The sequence below is a fragment of the Staphylococcus saprophyticus subsp. saprophyticus ATCC 15305 = NCTC 7292 genome (assembly GCF_000010125.1).
Lineage (GTDB): Bacteria > Bacillota > Bacilli > Staphylococcales > Staphylococcaceae > Staphylococcus > Staphylococcus saprophyticus.
Genome location: NC_007350.1, coordinates 1,583,540 through 1,601,593 on the forward strand (window position 1 = coordinate 1,583,540; position 18,054 = coordinate 1,601,593).

Below are 18,054 nucleotides of genomic sequence, written 5' to 3' on the forward strand. Positions count from 1 at the left end.
ATTACACGTCCATTTCGGAAATAATATCAAATGTATACGTACCGATTTTAGCGTTTCTCACTTCGTGTATAATTAAATCTATGACCGCTTCGTAATCAATTTCATTACCTCGTCTTAACAATCCTCTTCTACGGCCTATCGCATCAAACCACTCTATATTTTCTGCTTCTTTTGAAACATCTATTTTATAGTGCTGTATTAAACCGTCATAATCATGTGCTTTCATAAAGTCTAACGCATAGATTGCCACTTCATCTAAGTGAACAATACTATCTTTGATTGCACCCGTAACACTTAATTTTTTTCCAACCAATTGATCCTCAAATTTTGGCCATAATATACCTGGTGTGTCTAATAATTGTAGCGATTGACCTACTTTAATCCACTGTTGTTGCTTTGTAACACCAGGCGTGTTACCCGTTTTTGCAATTGATTTATTAGCTAATTTATTAATCAATGTTGATTTACCTACATTGGGTATCCCTACTATCATTGCTCTAATCGCACGTGGTGTTAATCCTTTTTGTTTTTCTTTTTCAAATTTTTCTTTGGTTGCTTTGATAGCAGTTTGTTCAACTTGTTTTAGACCTTTACCATGCTTCGCATCAATTGCAACTGGATAAAAGCCTTTTTCTTTAAAATATGATTCCCATTTCTCTAATTCTTTTAAATTCGCCATATCTTTTTTATTTAAAATAACGACTCTAGGCTTTTGTTGTATAACCTCATCAATCATTGGATTTCTAGAACTATAAGGTATGCGCGCATCTACAAGTTCAAATACAACATCTACTTTTTTTAATTGCTCTGAAACTTCTCTTTTTGCTTTGGCCATATGACCTGGATACCACTGAATTACCATATATCTCACCCTTCTATTACTTATGACTTTTATCAATTTTGTTTATTATTTTATTCGTTCATACCGTTTAGTTTGCTTTAGCATCATAACACGTTGGTGCATGTGTTATAAACAAATTAATTAGATAATCACTGTTCATTCTTAATTTTACAACAAAAAAACAGCAAGTGCATGATATTTTCATTTTTATTTACAATACCAATGATTCATTAAACAATAACTTGAATTTCTAACCTTTCTTTGTAAAAATTAAAAACCTAGCATTCAAAATTAAAATTTTTCTAAATAATAATAGTTATTTTTATCTAAATACTAAAAATGTAGATACAATAGAATTATATTAAACAAATAAATAGGAGATTGCCTATGAAACAAAAATTATTATATCTTTGTTTATTCGTAACATTGGCAGTCGTTGGCCATAGTTACATCATATATAGATTTATTCATGATGGTGTTTTATTCACGGGTCCTAATGATGGTATGGAACAAATGGTGCCGATTCAAATGTATCTATTTGATAACTGGCATCATGGTAATTTCTTTTATGCTTCAGATTTTGGACTCGGTGGTGATTTTTTTAGTGACTTAAGCTATTACTTCTCCACAAATATTATTTTTATCATAAATGTGATTGTAATTGTTTTATTAAAGACGTTTATAACACTGGATACTACTCATATTATGTTTTGGATGACCAATGCACTCATTGTTTCTATTTTTAAATCTGCGATTGCAATGCTTGCGACTTATCTATATGTCCGTTATATAGCTTTAAATAAAAAAATTGCCGTTCTAGCTGCGTTCATTTTTGTAATTTCACCAATCTATTTCAGGTTCACAGTATATTGGCCATTTTTCAGTGATGTTTTTATTTGGTTACCGTTGTTATTGTGGTCAATCGAACGTTTTTTAAAAAGTGGGAAGATTGGTTTCTTTATCATTATAGTAGCCATTACATTAATCAATAATTTTTATTTTGCATATTATCAATTATTAACTGGATTAATTTATTTAACTATCAGACTAGTGTTTAGACATCAAGCTGATATCATTCCTAGGTTCAAGTCTTTCATGTCTTTATTTATTGCATCAGTTATTGGATTAGGATGTAGTCTTCCATTCTTTTTCCCAGCAATTCAAAGTTTCTTTAATAATAGACGCACACCTTTTGACGGCAATGTAGATTTATTTGAGCCATTCAATCAAAATACCAATGTTTTTTATGATAATTATTTAATCGTAATATTATTTATCACTGGTCAGGCGTTATTATCATTCAAATTATACAAACATTATTATTTCAAATTATTTGCAATTTCTACGCTTATATTAATTTGTGCTAGTTTTGTTCCTTTTATCGATCAGATATTTAATGGCTTTTCAGCGCCACAAAAACGTTGGCATTATTTAATAGCATTTAATTCTGCAGTTTTAATTGGCTTATATGTAAAATATTTTCGGACAATTTCTATACCAAACTATATTTTTTCATCCGTTATCTCATTAAGTATTATTGGCTTAAGTGCATGGTATTATGATGATGTTGTAGCATGGGTTTGGTTCGCACCCATAGTGAGTTTAATTGGCTTTTTAATTCTATTAATCAATGAATCTCATATCAAACTTAAACTTACACATTTATTTGTTTTATCAATAATGATTTTAACAGTCTTAGTTTCTACTGTATTTATACGAAATCAAATTTATTTTGAAGACCATGTCAAACGTGCTAATGCTTATTTTGTGAATGCAAGCCTTTTTAACACACCATTACAACAGCAATTAGTTAAAGATATGAATACACATAAACTTGAAGATGAGCGCATAGATTGGCGTGTCAATGAACAAGACAATACGCCGATGTATCAACAATTTAAAGGACTAAGTATCTATTCTAGTATATTTGATCATCACATATTAGATTTTTACTATGATGAGCTAAAAATCAATATGCAAGAAGAATCAGTGAGTAGATATCAATCAACCAATGGGCGTCAAAATATGAGCAGTTTATTTTCTATTAAATATCTAATGGTCAAGCGCTATCAACATAATATTCCTGCATACTTCAAAAAGATTAAAAACGATGGTCAATATGAAATTTATGAAAACACTTTAAATTTACCATCTGTACGTGTTTCTAATAAAAAGTATAATTCAAATGATTTACATAACCCTATTGATAAAGAACATGCAATGATGGATGGCGTTATTTTAAATAATAAAGGTGCATCTTATACGGCAAAGGCACCAAATTTATTAAATCAAACTCGTATCACGTACAAAGATATAGATAACAAACGCAATCATCAAATACATGCTTCTAAAAACGATAGCCATGTACAAATTCATATACCTAAACATTTAAGACAACGTTATCATGACTTTTATTTAACGATTAAAGTCAAACGTGGTCTACCAGATAGTAATTTTTCAGTCCAAATAAATAACTATACAAATAACCGCTTGTACAACAATTCGACTTATCGAACAGGTGTGGATACACAACTTTATAGAACACAACCTGATAAAAATGGTAATATAAATGTTGGGCTAAGCCCAACAGGTAATTACTATCTAGATATTCAAAGTTTGCATGGTGAAAACTACAATCATTTAAAATCAGCATATGCAAAGCAAAATAACGATGGACATTATACAGATATTAAAAATGGCGTGAAGGTTAAGTTAGGTCCTCACGAAAAAGGAATCGCTACGATTAATATACCGTATCGTGAAGGCATGACTGCATATGTCGACAACAAAAAAATTAAACCATTAAATGTGAATTATATGATGACTGGCGTGCCAGTTTCAAAAGATAGCAAAGAAATCATAATCAAATATCGTCCAAAATATTGGTATACGGTTACTGCTATTTCAATTATTTTCATTATAGGATCGCTATCATGGTTTATGAGAAAGAGATATAAAAACAAATAAATTCATAATTTAAAAGGAGTTTGTCGGAGATGAGGTATAACCATGTTTCGTAAACTTTGGTCTCACAAAGTTTCAAGATTATTTTGTATTATAGCAATGGGCATTTTAGTTGCACTATTAACATTTACACCGTACATCTATCGATATATAACGCAAGGTAATGTATTTAGTGGATCAGGTGACGGTTTTAGGCAAATGATGCCCTTTCAAATGTACCTTTATGAACACTTTAGCCAATTCAAACTATTTTATGATCACTCATTTGGGCTAGGTGGCGATTATGTTAAAGACTTATCATATTATTATTCGACCTCACCTTTAACATGGATTAACTTCATTTTTGTTTGGTTTTCAGAGATTTTATTTAATAGTCATCCTAACCAAATAAGTTATTGGGCAAGCAATCAAATTATTGTTGCTTTTGTCAAAGGTGTTGTCACGTTTGTCATTTCATTTTACTTTTTTAGATATTTAAAATTTAAAAATTATGCTACGTTGCTTGCTGCAATGCTTTATGCTTCATCAACGACTGTGATTTATTTTAATTTCACTTGGTCGTATTACGGTGATTTACTTATTTTCCTTCCTTTATCATTACTAGGTGTTGAACGATTTTATAAAGAAAAGAAAATTGGTTTATTCATATTCGCCATTGCACTAACCTTATTTTCAAATTTTTATTTTAGTTATTACGAAGCGATTGTCCTCCTAGCATACGTCGCTTATAGGTTTATCTTTCCACATCCAACTGATTTGGTTTCTCGGAAACAACAACTTATTTTGATTCCTATTGCAGTTATTTTAAGTACTTTAATAGGCATCTGGGGCTTTTATACGGGCGTTACTTCATTTTTCAATAACGATCGAGTTAGTAACCCATATTTTAAAATTCCACTGTTCACTGATTTCGCACGTCAAAAGCATTTTTTCACAAATGGTTTTTATATTACAGTGTCTATAATAACTGTGGTCGCTTTATTATCTTTTAAACTATACAAACATTATTATTATAGATTATTTGCAATTGCTACGTGGATCATGTTGATTGGGTCACTTACACCACATTTCGATAGCATGTTCAATGGATTTTCAACTCCAGAACGTAGATGGGTATACATATTTGCAATCATGTCTGCTGGCTTAATCGCCCTATTTATCCAGCACCTATCGGAATTAACTCTGAAAGCCTATATCTTAACCTGCATTCCAGTATGTATCATCATGCTAGTCATGAATATTATCGTTACAGATCAAAAAATGTCATGGATGATTATTTGTTTCATACTTATGGTATTTATCGCTTTATTATTATTTAAGAAAAACTTATTACAAAATCATTGGTTTAAGGTATCCATAATAGTTTTATTTGTAATTCAACAAGCATTCATATTATCTAATGATTACTATAATAATGTGAAAAGATATGAATCTACAAAACAAGCCATACAGGACTCTGATTATCATAGCCCAGCTTTAGCCAAAAAAATAAATGCAATAAACCACCAGCAAGATGATCCATTACATCGTATCGATTATATGTCTCAATATGGATTAAATTCACCAATGATTTACCATTTTAATGGCATTGCTTTATATTCAAGTATTTTCGATGGCGATATTTTAAAATATTATGATAAAACACTACAAATCAATATGCATACAGATAAAAACAGCACGTATCGTTTATTATCTAATCGCGCCAACTTAATGGCTTTATGGCATGTAGAGGACCGTATTCGTCGGCCTGATGATTTAAATATGCCCTATGGATTTACACAGAAAGATATAGTTCATCATTCTAAAAAAGAATCATTTATACATTCAGTTAATCAAATCCATTATCCAAGTGCACACATTACAGATAAGGTTTATAATGCGAATGATTTAAAATCACCCTTAGATAAAGAACAAGCCATGCTACAAGGTGTCGTTTTTGACAATAATACAGAAGCCAATCAATCGTTCAAGCCGAATAAAAACTTATTATCCGATGCTTCTGCAACACTAAAAGATGCACACAGATTAGATAATCATCAACTGATTATAGAAAAAGACAATGGTGGTATAAGTTACCAATTGCCTTCGTCTATTGCTAATAAATATAAAGATATGTACGTTGAAATGGATGTTGAATTACTTTCTCCAGATAAGGAACATGACGTTGGTATTAACGAATACAATCAACATCGTAATGAGTTATCTTATAAATATAGACGTTTTGTAACACCAGTCACAATGAGGGTTAAAGCAAACGAAAAACTTAATCTTAAATTGTCTAAAGGTAAGTATAGAGTGAATGTTAAAGGCATATATGGCGAAGATTATCATACCTTGCGCCATGCATCTAGTTCATTAGACGCTGTTAAAGTCACACAACAACGTAATGGCTATACGATTCATAAGCATAAAAATGATGCAGGCTACTTAGTCTTGCCAATGGCGTATAGAGATGGGATGCAAGCCTATGAAGGAGATAAAAAAGTCACTGTAAAGCAAGGTAATGGTATAATGACTGTCATTCCTGTTGATAAAGGACAAGAAATAATCAAACTCAAATATGCACCACCTTACCATAAAACATTAATTATTTTGACGGTGATAGGTATCATCTCAAGTATTATTTTTACAAAGCGCATTTCAAAATCTTCAAAAAGAGAAATTTAAGGACATATTTTTTTAGTCCCTATTTGGTCATATTAAAAGCCCACGACTTTGCCATTTACTAATCGTCGTGAGCTATATATTTAAATAAAAAAGCGATTCTCATAATGAGAACCGCTTTTTATATGCTTAATATGCTGATTAACGAATTTCTTTAATTCTAGCAGCTTTACCACGTAATTCACGTAGGTAGTATAATTTAGCACGACGAACTTTACCACGACGTGAAACTTCGATTTTTTCGATTTTTGGTGTGTGTAATGGGAAAGTACGTTCCACACCTACACCTGAAGAAATCTTACGAACAGTGAAAGTTTCTGAAATACCTCCACCACGGCGTTTGATTACTACACCTTCGAATACTTGGATACGTTCACGTGTACCTTCAATAATACGTACGTGCACTTTTAAAGTGTCACCTGGACGGAATGAAGGTAAATCTGTGCGTAATTGCGATTGAGTTACTGCTTCGATTAATTTGTGATTACTCATTATTTTTTCTCTCCTTCAACCTATGTTCTTGCCTCGACAAAATATAGCAGCGGATCATAGTGATTTTTCGTGTGTCGCACACTTAAAATATGTTAGCACATTGCTAGTCTTTTTTCAATTGCTTTTTGTATCTTTCTACAATATCTTTTTCTTCAACTGTCATTGGATACCGTTCTAATAAATCTGGTCGTTTTACAAATGTACGTAGAATTTTTTGTTCATGTCGCCATCGATCAATATGAGCATGATTACCTGAAAGTAATACATCCGGTACACTCATCCCTTTATATTCTCGTGGTCTTGTATATTGTGGGAATTCTAATAAGCCATCTTGGAATGAATCATCTTCATGAGATTGTTGGTTACCTAAAACACCTGGTAATAATCTCACTATGGCGTCTGTCATCACCATTGCAGGTAATTCGCCTCCCGTTAATACATAGTCTCCCATAGAAATCTCGTCTGTAACTAAGTGTTCACGTATTCTTTCGTCATAGCCTTCGTAATGACCACAAATAAACACTACATGTTCTGATTGGCTTAGTTCATTTGCTATCGCTTGTGTAAATGGTTTGCCTTGCGGACACATTAAAATCACTCTTGTGTCATCTGTTTTTTCAATACTTTCCATTGCATTAAAAATGGGTTCAGGCTTTAATACCATGCCTTGACCACCACCAAAAGGATAATCATCCACTTGATTATGTTTATTTTCTGCAAAATGTCTAAAATCAACTGTATTGACTGTTAACATATTTTTATCTTGTGCACGCTTTAAAATGGATTGGTTTAAAACACCATTAAACATTTCTGGAAATAAAGTTAGAAAATCAATCTTCATTAATCCAACAATCCTTCCATTGGTGTAATTTGAATACGTCTACCCTCTACATCAATATCCTTAACAACATCAGCGATATATGGAATCAAGTACTCTTTGTCACCTTTAACTACCCACACGTCATTTGCGCCTGTTTCGAAAATTTCTGTAACGCGTCCAATTGGTGTATCATCGTCATCAAATACAGTGCAACCAATGATATCTGAATAATAAAATTCATGTTCACCGAGTTCTATTTCTTCATGATCTCGTTCTTGCATAATGGTTTCACCTTTTAAATATTCAATATCATTAATATTATTAATGCCTTCAAATGTCAACATATGAAGACCTTTATGCATACGATAAGAAGCAATTGTGAATTCTAATGGCTCTTTATTTTTACGTTCAATAATTACAAGCTCCCCAGGCTGAAAGCGTGTTTCTGTAAAATCTGAATTTGATTTTACTTTTATTTCTCCTTTAATACCATGTGTATTAACAATTTTACCTATCTCTACCTTCATATACGTGCCTCCACTATTATTTATCTATTAAAATTGATTATGTATGCTATGATTTGTCTTATTATTATAACATGTGAAGTTATACGCAGTGACACAAATACAATATTCATGTAATGACATTTTTAAAATATCAACTTGCTTATATTATTATCGATAATGTCTATAAAAAAAGAGTACCCTTCAAGGTACCCTTACAAATCATATATTTGTTTATTTGTCGAAATCCTATTTTTGATCGTCAAATTTCTTCAAGATGCCTTCTCTTGATAAGATATTATGAACTGTATCAGTTGGTTTCGCACCATTTTTTAACCATTTAAGTGCTAATTCTTCGTCGATTTTAACTTCAGCTGCATTCACATTGTTTGGGTTGTAAGTACCGATTTGTTCGATATTACGACCGTCACGTGGTGCACGAGCATCAGCTGCTACGATACGATAGAATGGATTTCTTTTTGAACCTAAACGTGTTAAACGTAATTTAACTGCCATTTATATTCGCTCCTTTTGTTTTCATAGTTTTTATTTTCTACAAGAAATAATAATAACAGTAATTCAATAATTTGTAAAGAGTTTCTTCTTTACCAATTTCATTATTACGCAAAATTCTTTTTCTACTTTAATTCTTGGGAAGTCACATCTCCTTAATCACCCTTAACTTGACATAATTCACTAAAAAATATACATTTAACTTAAATTACATAACAAATGCACTAGGGGTGTTTCTAACTGAGATGAGTCTGACTCAAACCCTTTGAACCTGATCTAGTTTAAACTAGCGGAGGAAAGTGTGAAGTCTAGCATATTTCAATATTTTGAAGTACTTTGATACATATGTCGATATTCATTATACACAACCTTCTTTCAGGAGCGTTGTGTATTTTTTTATAGAAAATAAGGAGTGTATAAAATGAAAAAAACTGTAATTGTAACTGGTAGCAGTCGAGGATTAGGTGCGACAATCGTGAACACATTAGCGCAACAAGGACATAACGTTGTCATAAACTATCACAACAGCAGACAAGCTGCACAACAACTTGTAGATGAAATTGGAACTCATCAATCAATCGCTATCCAAGCAGATGTTACAAAACGCAATGAAATAGACGCGTTAGTTGAGAAAGCTACGCAATATTTTGGTCACATAGATGCTATAGTCAATAATGCACTTGTTGGCTTTAAATTTGACCCTGTTCAACAACAAGCATTTGTTGACCTTACATGGGAGGATTATCAACAACAAATTGATGGTACATTGAAAGCTGCTTTTAATTTGTGTCAAAGTGTTATACCTCAATTCATCGAAAGACAAAATGGCCATATCATTTCAATTGGTACAAATTTATTTCAAAATCCTGTCGTCCCTTATCATGAATATACAACAGCTAAAGCTGGTTTGATTGGTTTTTCACGCAATTTAGCTGCAGAATTAGGTCAATATGGTATCACATCTAATGTCGTTTCTGGCGGCTTATTAAAGACAACGGATGCAAGTGCAAGTACCACTACTGAAGTATTCGATTTAATTGCTCAAACCACTCCAATAAAAAAGGTAACCGCACCACAAGATGTTGCTAATATGGTTGCATATCTCGTATCAGATGAAGCAAATGGCATCACAGGTCAAAATTTTACAGTCGACGGTGGCTTAACAATGAACTAATAAGGAGGACTGAGTCATTCAATGACACAATCACAACATTTAAGCATTGGTGTACTTATCTATGCTTGTGGCCATCACCAGGCTGCATGGCGTATGCCACATTCAAGCATTGAGCGTATTGGTGATATTACTTATTATCAATCATTAGCAAGAACTGCAGAACAAGGCTTATTTGATGCCATATTTTTTGCTGACAATCAATCTTTTCCAGCTAGTTCGAAAAGTGATATGCCTGCATTTTGGTTTGATCCCCTCGTTAATTTAGCAGCAATATCGCAAGTTACACAACATGTGGGCCTAGTTGCTACGATATCTAGTACATTCTCCAATCCATTCACAGCTGCTAGACAACTACTCAGTCTAGACCATATGAGTCAAGGTCGTGCTGGTTGGAATTTAGTAACGTCAATGACTGATATGGAAGCTGCTAATCATAGTATGGACCATTTACCTGAACACGAGGAACGCTATAAAAAAGCAGATGAATTTGCACAAGTGATGAATCGTTTACTCGAATCATGGTCATTGGATGACTTTTTACACGATAAAGAAGATAATAAGTTAATCAATCCATCAGCAATCAACGCTATTAATCATGAAGGAGAACATTTCAATGTCCGTGGACCTTTAACAACCCCAAGTAGCCCTCAAGGGAAACCCATTGCAATGCAAGCGGGCGCCTCCGATCCTGGTATCGCATTAGCAACTAAATATGCTGATGCAGTTTATGCTGTTGCTTGGAATTTCAATCAAGCTAGCGCTTTCAAGAACAAATTAAATCAAAAATTGATACAAGAAGGTAAGCCTAAAGATAGTTTGAAAGTATTTCCTGGATTAGTTGCATATGTCGGACAAACTTATGAAGAAGCTTATGCAAAAAAACAAAAACTCGATGAATCTTTAGAAGTTGATACCGCTTTAAATCAATTAGCCTTTTTTATTCGTCAAAATTGCCATAGCTGGGATTTGGATGAACCGGTACCACCATTACCACCTGTCGAATCTTTTAAAGGACCTAAAGGACGCTATCAAACTGTGCTAGAAATCATTAAAGATAAAAATCCAACATTACGTGAGTTATTAGGTTATTTAAGTGCTGGAGGTGGGCATTTAACACTCATCGGAACACCAAAGGATATTGTAGATGAAATGGAACGCTGGTTTGACGCGGGTGTTGCGGATGGTTTTAACTTAATGCCTCCAGAATTTCCAAATAGTTTAGAAGATTTTGTCGATGATGTTGTGCCTGAATTACAAAAACGTGGATTGTATCGTACTGAATACGAAGGTACAACATTTAGAGAAAATATTGGAATTTAATAGTGATTCAACATCGTACGCTTTCTATTAGTTTATAGATTGGATGTAGCACAAAAAAAGTAGTAATCCACGACTCTGCTGTGGATTACTACTTTTTAATTATTACTCAATTTAAGAAACACATTTTAAAACGGTAAATTCATACCATTCATCATATTTTCCATCTGTTTACGTTTTCCTTTTTTACCTTTGCCGCCACCGGAAAATTGTTTCATCATTTTCTTCATATCATTGAATTGTTTCATCAATCTGTTAACTTCTTGAACTGAACGTCCTGAGCCTTTAGCGATACGTTTTTTTCGAGATACATTTAAAGTATCTGGATCGTTACGTTCACTTGGTGTCATGGATTGTATAATTGCTTTAATATGATCGATTTGCTTTTCATTCATATTAAGTTTATCGATACCTTTCATCTTGTTCATACCCGGTATCATTTTCATAATATCATCTAAAGGACCAAGATTTTTCACTTGATCAAGTTGTTCTAAAAAGTCATCTAAAGTGAAGGAAGACGTGCGCATTTTCTTTTCTAAATCTTTTGCTTTGTCTTCATCTACATCTTGTTGTGCTTTTTCTATTAGACTTAGTACGTCACCCATACCGAGAATGCGAGATGCCATACGTTCAGGGTGGAATGGTTCTAAACCGTCTAATTTTTCACTCATACCAACAAATTTAATTGGTTTTTGAGTTACGGATCTAATGGATAACGCAGCACCACCGCGCGTATCACCATCGAGTTTAGTTAGCGTTACACCAGATACCTCTAATTGTTCATCAAAGGATTGTGCAACATTAACTGCATCTTGACCTGTCATTGCATCCACGACAAGCATGATTTCATCAGGTTTTGTGATTTCTTTAACATCACTTAACTCTTGCATTAAAGCTTCATCAACGTGTAAACGACCTGCTGTATCAATAATAACAAAGTCTAAATGTTCTTCTTTAGCATGCTTAATTGCATTTTCTACAATTTGCTGCGGTTTGACTTGGTCACCTTCGCTATAAACTGGTATATCAATCTGTTTACCAACTGTTTGCAATTGATCTATTGCAGCCGGACGATAAATATCAGCAGCTACCAGCATAGGTTTTTTATTGTATTTTTTACGCATTAATAATGCGAGTTTACCTGCAGTTGTTGTTTTTCCGGCACCTTGTAAACCAACCATCATCACAACAGTAGGTGGTTTATTTGCCATCGTAATTGTTGAATTTTCCCCACCCATTAATTGGGTAAGTTCTTCTTGAACAATTTTAATCACTTGTTGTCCAGGTGTTAATGATTTCATAACATCTGAACCTAAAGCTCTATCTGATACAGTTTTGACAAAATCCTTTACAACTTTAAAGTTAACATCGGCTTCTAATAATGCGAGTCTAACTTCACGCATCATTAGCTTAATGTCTGCTTCTGTCACTTTACCTTTACCACGGATTTTTTGCATCGTTCCTTGTAAACGATCGGATAATCCTTCAAATGCCATATCAAATACCCTCCTTTTTGTTCTCTAATTAATCTAAATCTTCAAGTGCTTGAATATATTTTTTTATTTGTTCTGGATCATTAATATGTTGTTTTATTTGTTCATATAAGTTCTGTCTTTGTTCAAAATTTCGATATAATCCCAATTTTTCCTCATAATCTTCCACTAAATCGCCAGTTCTTCTTATGTTATCATACACTGCTTGGCGACTCACATCAAATGTATTAGCTATCTCACTCAATGAATAGTCTTGCAGGTAAAATAATTCTAAATAATTTCTTTGCTTCTTAGTGAGCAAGGCTTGATAAAAATCAAACAAGTAATTCATACGAATTGTTTTTATTAAATCATTTTGACTCATCAGATTGACCTTCAATTTCGTTCGATTGTTCATCAGTTACATCATCGACTTCTTCTACATTTTGCTCTATCATATCAGCAAACAGACCATATACATAACTTTCAGGATTGAATGGTTGCAAGTCATCTAATTTTTCACCTAAGCCAACATATTTAACTGGTATGTGCAATTCATTACGTATCGCTAATACAATACCACCTTTAGCAGTTCCATCTAGTTTAGTTAACACAATCCCTGTTACATTAGTCACTTCTTTAAACGATTTAGCTTGTGATAAGGCATTTTGTCCAGTTGTTGCGTCTAAACATAACAGTACTTCATGTGGTGCTTCAGGTACTGCACGGCTGATAACACGTTTTACTTTTTCTAATTCATTCATCAGATTAGATTTGTTTTGTAGACGACCCGCTGTATCACAAATTAAAATATCAATGCCTTTACTTTTCGCTGCATTAATTGCATCGTACATCACAGCAGCAGGATCTGAACCTTCATTTTGACTCATAACATCAACGCCAACGCGTTCTCCCCATACTTTTAACTGTTGGATTGCGCCTGCTCTGAAAGTGTCACCTGCAGCAAGCATAACTTTTTTACCTTCAGCTTGGTAACGATGAGCCAACTTACCAATTGTAGTTGTTTTACCTACGCCATTTACACCAACCATTAAAATAACATTCAGACCTTCGTTTTCTATATTCATGACTTCTGAGTGTTCATCATCTTGATGGTATATTTCAACAATTTTTTCTACGATAACCTCACGTAAATCTTCTGTTTCTGATATATTACGTTTTTGTGCTTCTTCTCTTAATTCTTCAACTAACTGCATAACTGTATTAAAACCAACATCTGCAGTAATTAACATTTCTTCTAATGCTTCAAAGAATTCTTCATCTACTTTACGGTAACGTGCGATTAAGTTGTTTAGTTGTGCTTGGAAATTTTCTCTTGATTTTTCTAAACCTGCTCTAAATTTCGCACCTAATTGTTGTGCCTCTATCTCTTCAAAATCCTCTATAGAAATTAGACCATCATCATCAAAATCGGCTTCTTTTAATTTTTTAGGTTTTTTCTTTGGTTCGTCTTCTTTCGTTTGATCCGTATCTTGTTGTTCTAATTCAGATAATTGCTCTAAATCTTCTTGCTTATTTTCCGCTTCTGATGAAGAAGCAAATTTATCTTTTAACCGTTTGAAAAAGCTCATACTTGTTCCTCCTTAATGACTTCATCAATTGTATTTAAATTAACACTCACTAATTTAGATACGCCAGATTCTTGCATCGTCACACCATATAATCTATCTGAAAATTCCATTGTGCCTTTACGATGTGTAATAACTATAAATTGAGTCTGATCTGATAATTCTTTTAAGTATTGCGCGTAACGTATTACATTAGCTTCATCTAAAGCGGCTTCAACTTCATCTAAAATTACAAATGGTGCTGAGCGTACTTTAAGTATGGCAAACAATAATGCGATAGCACTTAGTGCTCTTTCCCCACCACTTAATAACGATAAGTGCTGTAGTTTTTTACCAGGTGGTTGCACAATAATATCCACACCCGCTGATAAATAATCATCATCAGTAAGGCGTAGTTCTGCTTGTCCACCACCAAAAAGAGATTTAAACACATCAGCAAAGTGGCCTTGTACTGCATGGAACGTTTCTTTAAAACGATCTTTTACTTCTTGATCCATTTCATCAATCAATTGTTCTAAAGTTAATTTAGCTGCTCTTAAATCAGCACGTTGTTCATCTAAAAACGTATAGCGCGTATTAATTTCTTCAAATTGCTCAATTGCATTCAAATTAACAGGCCCTAGTTCTTCTATTGACATTTTTGTTAATTTTACTTTTTTACGTAATACATCAATCGCTTCATCTAATTCATATAATTCACTTGCACGTTCATAAGTTAAATGATAATCATCGCTCAAATGGTCAATCGCATGATTGATTAACACATCCAAACGTGACTGTTCTGCCTTGATATCTTGATAGCGATTTTCAATAGATAATATATCTTGGTTAGCCTCTTGAAGTTTTTGATCTGTCTCTTCAATTGTATCATTCAATTCTAGTCTGCGCGATTTAACGTCTTCTATATCAACAGTAAGTTTTTCTTTAGTAACCTTACTTTGTTCAATATGACTTTGAATCGTTTCAAATGCTTTTTCCCCAGTCATTTCATCTGAGTTAAATAATTTAATTTGCTCATCCAATTTTTCTTGTTGCTTCTCTACACTTTCCAATTGTTTAGTGATTTTTGTAAGAGATTGTTTTTGGGCATTTAAACGTTCTTTTACGACAGCTAAATCTGACTGTTTTTGATGTAATTGTTGTTGGGTTTGAGTGGTGCTTGCTTTACCTTCTTTTGATAATTTAGTGTAAAGATTGATGTTTTCTTCAAGTTTAAGTAATTGCGCTTTAATTTGGTCAAGTCTTTGTTTCTTTTCTGTTAACGTCTGCTTACTTGCTTCACTTTGATAACCATCATTTTTTTCGAATTCAAATTCTTCATGTTCATCTTTCAAATGTGCTTCACTTTTTCTCAAACGGTCTAATTCTAATTCAAAATTATGTAATCTTTGTTTTGCAGAATTATATTGTTGACTTGTTTCAAAATAATTTTCACTAATTTGATCTGACGCTTCTTTAATTGCTTGAAATTGCTTTTCGAATTCAATGGTTTGTTGTTGATAGTCTTCTAGTTGTGCTCGCATTTTAGCTAGATCATCTTTTTGTGCCAATATGCTTTTAGTTTTACGATCACCACCACCAGTCATCGATCCACCTGGGTTAACGATATCGCCCTCGAGCGTAACAATTCTAGTGCGATAACGAATTTTTCTTGCTAACTCATTTGCATTTTTTAATTCATCGACAATAATGGTGTTTCCTAATAAATTTTGTAATACATTCTGATAATCTGAATCGACTTGGATAGCCTCTGATGCAATATTAATGAATCCTTGGGACGTTTTTGCAGAATTTAAAATATCATTCGCAATATGTCTTGGTTGTATCACATTTAAAGGTAAAAAGGTCGCTCTACCCAATCCATTTTGTTTAAGATATTGAATCGCTTGTCTGCCATCTTTTTCAGAATCTACTATTACATGTTGTAAAGAGGCGCCTAAAGCTATTTCAATCGCTTTTGTTAAATCAGAAGGTACTTGAATAACTTCAGCAACTGCCCCTCGTATACCTGTAAGTTGTTTGTTTTTAGCTTTCAGAATATGCTTTACACCATTAAAAAAGTAACTATATTCTTCTTGTTGTGTTGCCGCACTATCAATACGAGACTTTAACTTTTCATTAAAACGATATGCTTGATGTAATTTTTCTTCATATTCACTACGTTGTTGTTTTAATTGTGTTAATTTACGTTCGTATTCATTCAATTGTTGTTCTGCGTTTTTCAGTTCTTTTTTCGTTGTTGTGCTTTGCTTTTCTGCCTCATTAATATCAGATTGAATATGCTTTAATTGTTCATACGCCTCTACTAACCTTGAATCTAAACGTGATTGTTTTGATTCATTTTCCTGAATCGTATGTTCTAAAAAGCGAATATCATTATTTACATCTGATTGTTCAGACATAAGTTGATAATATTCATCTTTAATGGTTTCAAGTTTTTCATCATGTTGTTCATCAGTAACATACAATTGTGATTCTAAATATTGCACTTTTTCATTTAATTCTTTTTGTTGGGCTTTTAATCTATCGATTTCTAACTGAACTTCTGTCTTCTCTTTATTTAAATTCTCAGCTTGATTTAATAGACTTTCTTGTTCTTCTTCAAAGCGTGCATTCGTTTCCGATTGATTTCTTTTTCGTTCTTCCAATACATTGAGCTGTCCTGTGAATTTTTCTACTTCTTCAGTTGCTTTGACCAACTCGAAATTTAATGACTCGATGCGTATATCTAATTGTTGTCTTTCAACTTTATATTTATTTAAAGATTGTGTATGTTGTACTTTTTCAGCATCCTTTGTTGCCTGCTGACTTTTTAAATGGTTTAAATTATCATCTAATTCATTAATATTGTCACTATATTGTTTTATATCATGGACCGTTACTAAGACGTCACTTTTTTCCATTTCTTTGGATAAGTGTTTGTATTCTTTTGCAATCGCGGCTTCTTCACGTAATGGTTCTACACGACCTTCTAAGTCATAAAGTATATCTTCTACGCGTGACAAATTATCTTCTGTTTGATCCAATTTTTGAACAGAAGTTGCTTTTCTTTTTTTATATTTTAAAACTCCAGCAGATTCTTCTAATATTTGCCTTCTATCTATAGGCTTAGCATTTAATATTTCGTCTACACGTCCTTGCGAAATAATACTGAACGCTTCTTTTCCTAACCCTGAATCTAAAAATAAATCAATGATATCTTTCAATCTTGCTCTATCATTATTCAAATAATATTCACTTTCGCCACTTCGATACAAACGACGTGTAACTGTTACTTCAGTTGAATCAACTTGTAACTTTCCAGAACTATTCTCTAATTTCAATTTTACTTCTGCATAATTTTGAGCTTTTCTATGCTCGGCGCCTGAAAATATAATATCTTCCATTTTGGCGCCACGTAATGATTTAGCTGACTGTTCACCTAACACCCATTTTATCGCATCAGTAATATTACTTTTACCGCTACCATTAGGTCCAACAATTGCTGTTACACCTTCATCAAATTGGACATTTGTATGTTCAGCAAATGACTTAAAACCAAAGGCATCTATAGATTTTAAATAAACCATACTATTCTCCTTTAAATATTCCTGACTGTTCTACAGCACGGGAATGAAATGGCTAATTCATTTTAACTTCATTCGCCATTCATAACACTTATTCCATCTTATTATGATTAACTTAATTATTTAATCTTAGCTGTAT

The 18,054-nt window shown here is 32.9% G+C and carries 13 protein-coding genes and 1 riboswitch; of the genes, 4 read left to right on the forward strand and 9 right to left on the reverse strand.

Annotated features, from left to right (window positions below; all coding sequences use genetic code 11):
- Window position 1: 1 nt before the first annotated feature.
- Window positions 2–862, reverse strand: coding sequence for a ribosome biogenesis GTPase YlqF (gene ylqF / locus SSP_RS07715; protein WP_011303273.1), 861 nt, complete (start codon window positions 860–862; stop codon window positions 2–4).
- A gap of 366 nt (window positions 863–1,228) precedes the next feature.
- Here ylqF and SSP_RS07720 point away from each other — a divergent pair, with 366 nt between their 5' ends.
- Both SSP_RS07720 and SSP_RS07725 read left to right on the forward strand, forming a co-directional pair.
- Entirely contained in the window at window positions 1,229–3,808 is a 2,580-nt protein-coding gene (locus SSP_RS07720) for a YfhO family protein (RefSeq protein ID WP_011303274.1), read from the forward strand.
- A 42-nt stretch (window positions 3,809–3,850) separates the two neighbouring features.
- The gene (locus SSP_RS07725) at window positions 3,851–6,472 is read left to right on the forward strand and encodes a YfhO family protein (RefSeq protein WP_011303275.1); all 2,622 of its coding nucleotides are present in this window, start codon (window positions 3,851–3,853) and stop codon (window positions 6,470–6,472) included.
- Window positions 6,473–6,610: 138 nt separating this feature from the next.
- Here SSP_RS07725 and rplS read toward each other — a convergent pair whose 3' ends face one another.
- From rplS to rpsP, 4 genes are all read right to left on the reverse strand, one after another.
- A complete protein-coding gene (gene rplS, locus SSP_RS07730) occupies window positions 6,611–6,961 on the reverse strand; it encodes a 50S ribosomal protein L19 (RefSeq protein ID WP_011303276.1) in 351 nt (116 codons plus the stop codon).
- 103 nt (window positions 6,962–7,064) lie between these two features.
- The gene (trmD, locus tag SSP_RS07735) at window positions 7,065–7,802 is read right to left on the reverse strand and encodes a tRNA (guanosine(37)-N1)-methyltransferase TrmD (protein ID WP_002483482.1); all 738 of its coding nucleotides are present in this window, start codon (window positions 7,800–7,802) and stop codon (window positions 7,065–7,067) included.
- Window positions 7,802–8,308 carry a ribosome maturation factor RimM gene (rimM, locus tag SSP_RS07740; protein WP_002483483.1) on the reverse strand — a complete coding sequence of 169 codons (507 nt, stop codon included), beginning with the start codon at window positions 8,306–8,308 and terminating at the stop codon, window positions 7,802–7,804. Before rimM ends, trmD begins: the two co-directional genes overlap by 1 nt.
- Window positions 8,309–8,533: 225 nt before the next feature.
- Entirely contained in the window at window positions 8,534–8,800 is a 267-nt protein-coding gene (gene rpsP, locus SSP_RS07745; protein WP_002483484.1) for a 30S ribosomal protein S16, read from the reverse strand.
- Window positions 8,801–9,013: 213 nt separating this feature from the next.
- A riboswitch (TPP riboswitch) is annotated at window positions 9,014–9,112 on the forward strand.
- 106 nt (window positions 9,113–9,218) lie between these two features.
- Between rpsP and SSP_RS07750 the strand changes: the two genes are divergently transcribed.
- Both SSP_RS07750 and SSP_RS07755 read left to right on the forward strand, forming a co-directional pair.
- Window positions 9,219–9,971: a 3-oxoacyl-ACP reductase gene (locus tag SSP_RS07750; protein ID WP_011303277.1), complete on the forward strand. Its 753-nt coding sequence runs from the start codon at window positions 9,219–9,221 to the stop codon at window positions 9,969–9,971.
- A gap of 21 nt (window positions 9,972–9,992) precedes the next feature.
- Window positions 9,993–11,291, forward strand: coding sequence for an LLM class flavin-dependent oxidoreductase (locus SSP_RS07755; RefSeq protein ID WP_011303278.1), 1,299 nt, complete (start codon window positions 9,993–9,995; stop codon window positions 11,289–11,291).
- A gap of 125 nt (window positions 11,292–11,416) precedes the next feature.
- On the opposite strand, the gene ffh is transcribed toward SSP_RS07755, so the two are convergent.
- Genes ffh through smc form a run of 4 tightly spaced genes read right to left on the reverse strand, consistent with a single transcriptional unit; the run spans window position 11,417 to window position 17,918 of the window.
- On the reverse strand, window positions 11,417–12,784 hold the full coding sequence (gene ffh, locus SSP_RS07760) for a signal recognition particle protein (RefSeq protein WP_011303279.1): 1,368 nt from the start codon (window positions 12,782–12,784) through the stop codon (window positions 11,417–11,419).
- A gap of 28 nt (window positions 12,785–12,812) precedes the next feature.
- Window positions 12,813–13,145: a putative DNA-binding protein gene (locus SSP_RS07765; protein ID WP_011303280.1), complete on the reverse strand. Its 333-nt coding sequence runs from the start codon at window positions 13,143–13,145 to the stop codon at window positions 12,813–12,815.
- Window positions 13,132–14,352: a signal recognition particle-docking protein FtsY gene (gene ftsY / locus SSP_RS07770; protein ID WP_011303281.1), complete on the reverse strand. Its 1,221-nt coding sequence runs from the start codon at window positions 14,350–14,352 to the stop codon at window positions 13,132–13,134. Before ftsY ends, SSP_RS07765 begins: the two co-directional genes overlap by 14 nt.
- Window positions 14,349–17,918: a chromosome segregation protein SMC gene (gene smc / locus SSP_RS07775; RefSeq protein WP_011303282.1), complete on the reverse strand. Its 3,570-nt coding sequence runs from the start codon at window positions 17,916–17,918 to the stop codon at window positions 14,349–14,351. Before smc ends, ftsY begins: the two co-directional genes overlap by 4 nt.
- Window positions 17,919–18,054 lie beyond the last annotated feature (136 nt).

Excerpts from the sequence above, each read along its gene's own strand:
- ylqF (WP_011303273.1), bottom strand. The coding sequence starts at position 862 with ATGGTAATTCAGTGGTATCCAGGTCATATGGCCAAAGCAAAAAGAGAA.
- trmD (WP_002483482.1), bottom strand. The coding sequence starts at position 7,802 with ATGAAGATTGATTTTCTAACTTTATTTCCAGAAATGTTTAATGGTGTT.
- SSP_RS07725 (WP_011303275.1), top strand. The coding sequence starts at position 3,851 with ATGTTTCGTAAACTTTGGTCTCACAAAGTTTCAAGATTATTTTGTATT.
- SSP_RS07750 (WP_011303277.1), top strand. The coding sequence starts at position 9,219 with ATGAAAAAAACTGTAATTGTAACTGGTAGCAGTCGAGGATTAGGTGCG.
- smc (WP_011303282.1), bottom strand. The coding sequence starts at position 17,918 with ATGGTTTATTTAAAATCTATAGATGCCTTTGGTTTTAAGTCATTTGCT.
- ffh (WP_011303279.1), bottom strand. The coding sequence starts at position 12,784 with ATGGCATTTGAAGGATTATCCGATCGTTTACAAGGAACGATGCAAAAA.
- SSP_RS07765 (WP_011303280.1), bottom strand. The coding sequence starts at position 13,145 with ATGAGTCAAAATGATTTAATAAAAACAATTCGTATGAATTACTTGTTT.
- rpsP (WP_002483484.1), bottom strand. The coding sequence starts at position 8,800 with ATGGCAGTTAAATTACGTTTAACACGTTTAGGTTCAAAAAGAAATCCA.
- ftsY (WP_011303281.1), bottom strand. The coding sequence starts at position 14,352 with ATGAGCTTTTTCAAACGGTTAAAAGATAAATTTGCTTCTTCATCAGAA.
- SSP_RS07755 (WP_011303278.1), top strand. The coding sequence starts at position 9,993 with ATGACACAATCACAACATTTAAGCATTGGTGTACTTATCTATGCTTGT.
- rimM (WP_002483483.1), bottom strand. The coding sequence starts at position 8,308 with ATGAAGGTAGAGATAGGTAAAATTGTTAATACACATGGTATTAAAGGA.
- rplS (WP_011303276.1), bottom strand. The coding sequence starts at position 6,961 with ATGAGTAATCACAAATTAATCGAAGCAGTAACTCAATCGCAATTACGC.
- SSP_RS07720 (WP_011303274.1), top strand. The coding sequence starts at position 1,229 with ATGAAACAAAAATTATTATATCTTTGTTTATTCGTAACATTGGCAGTC.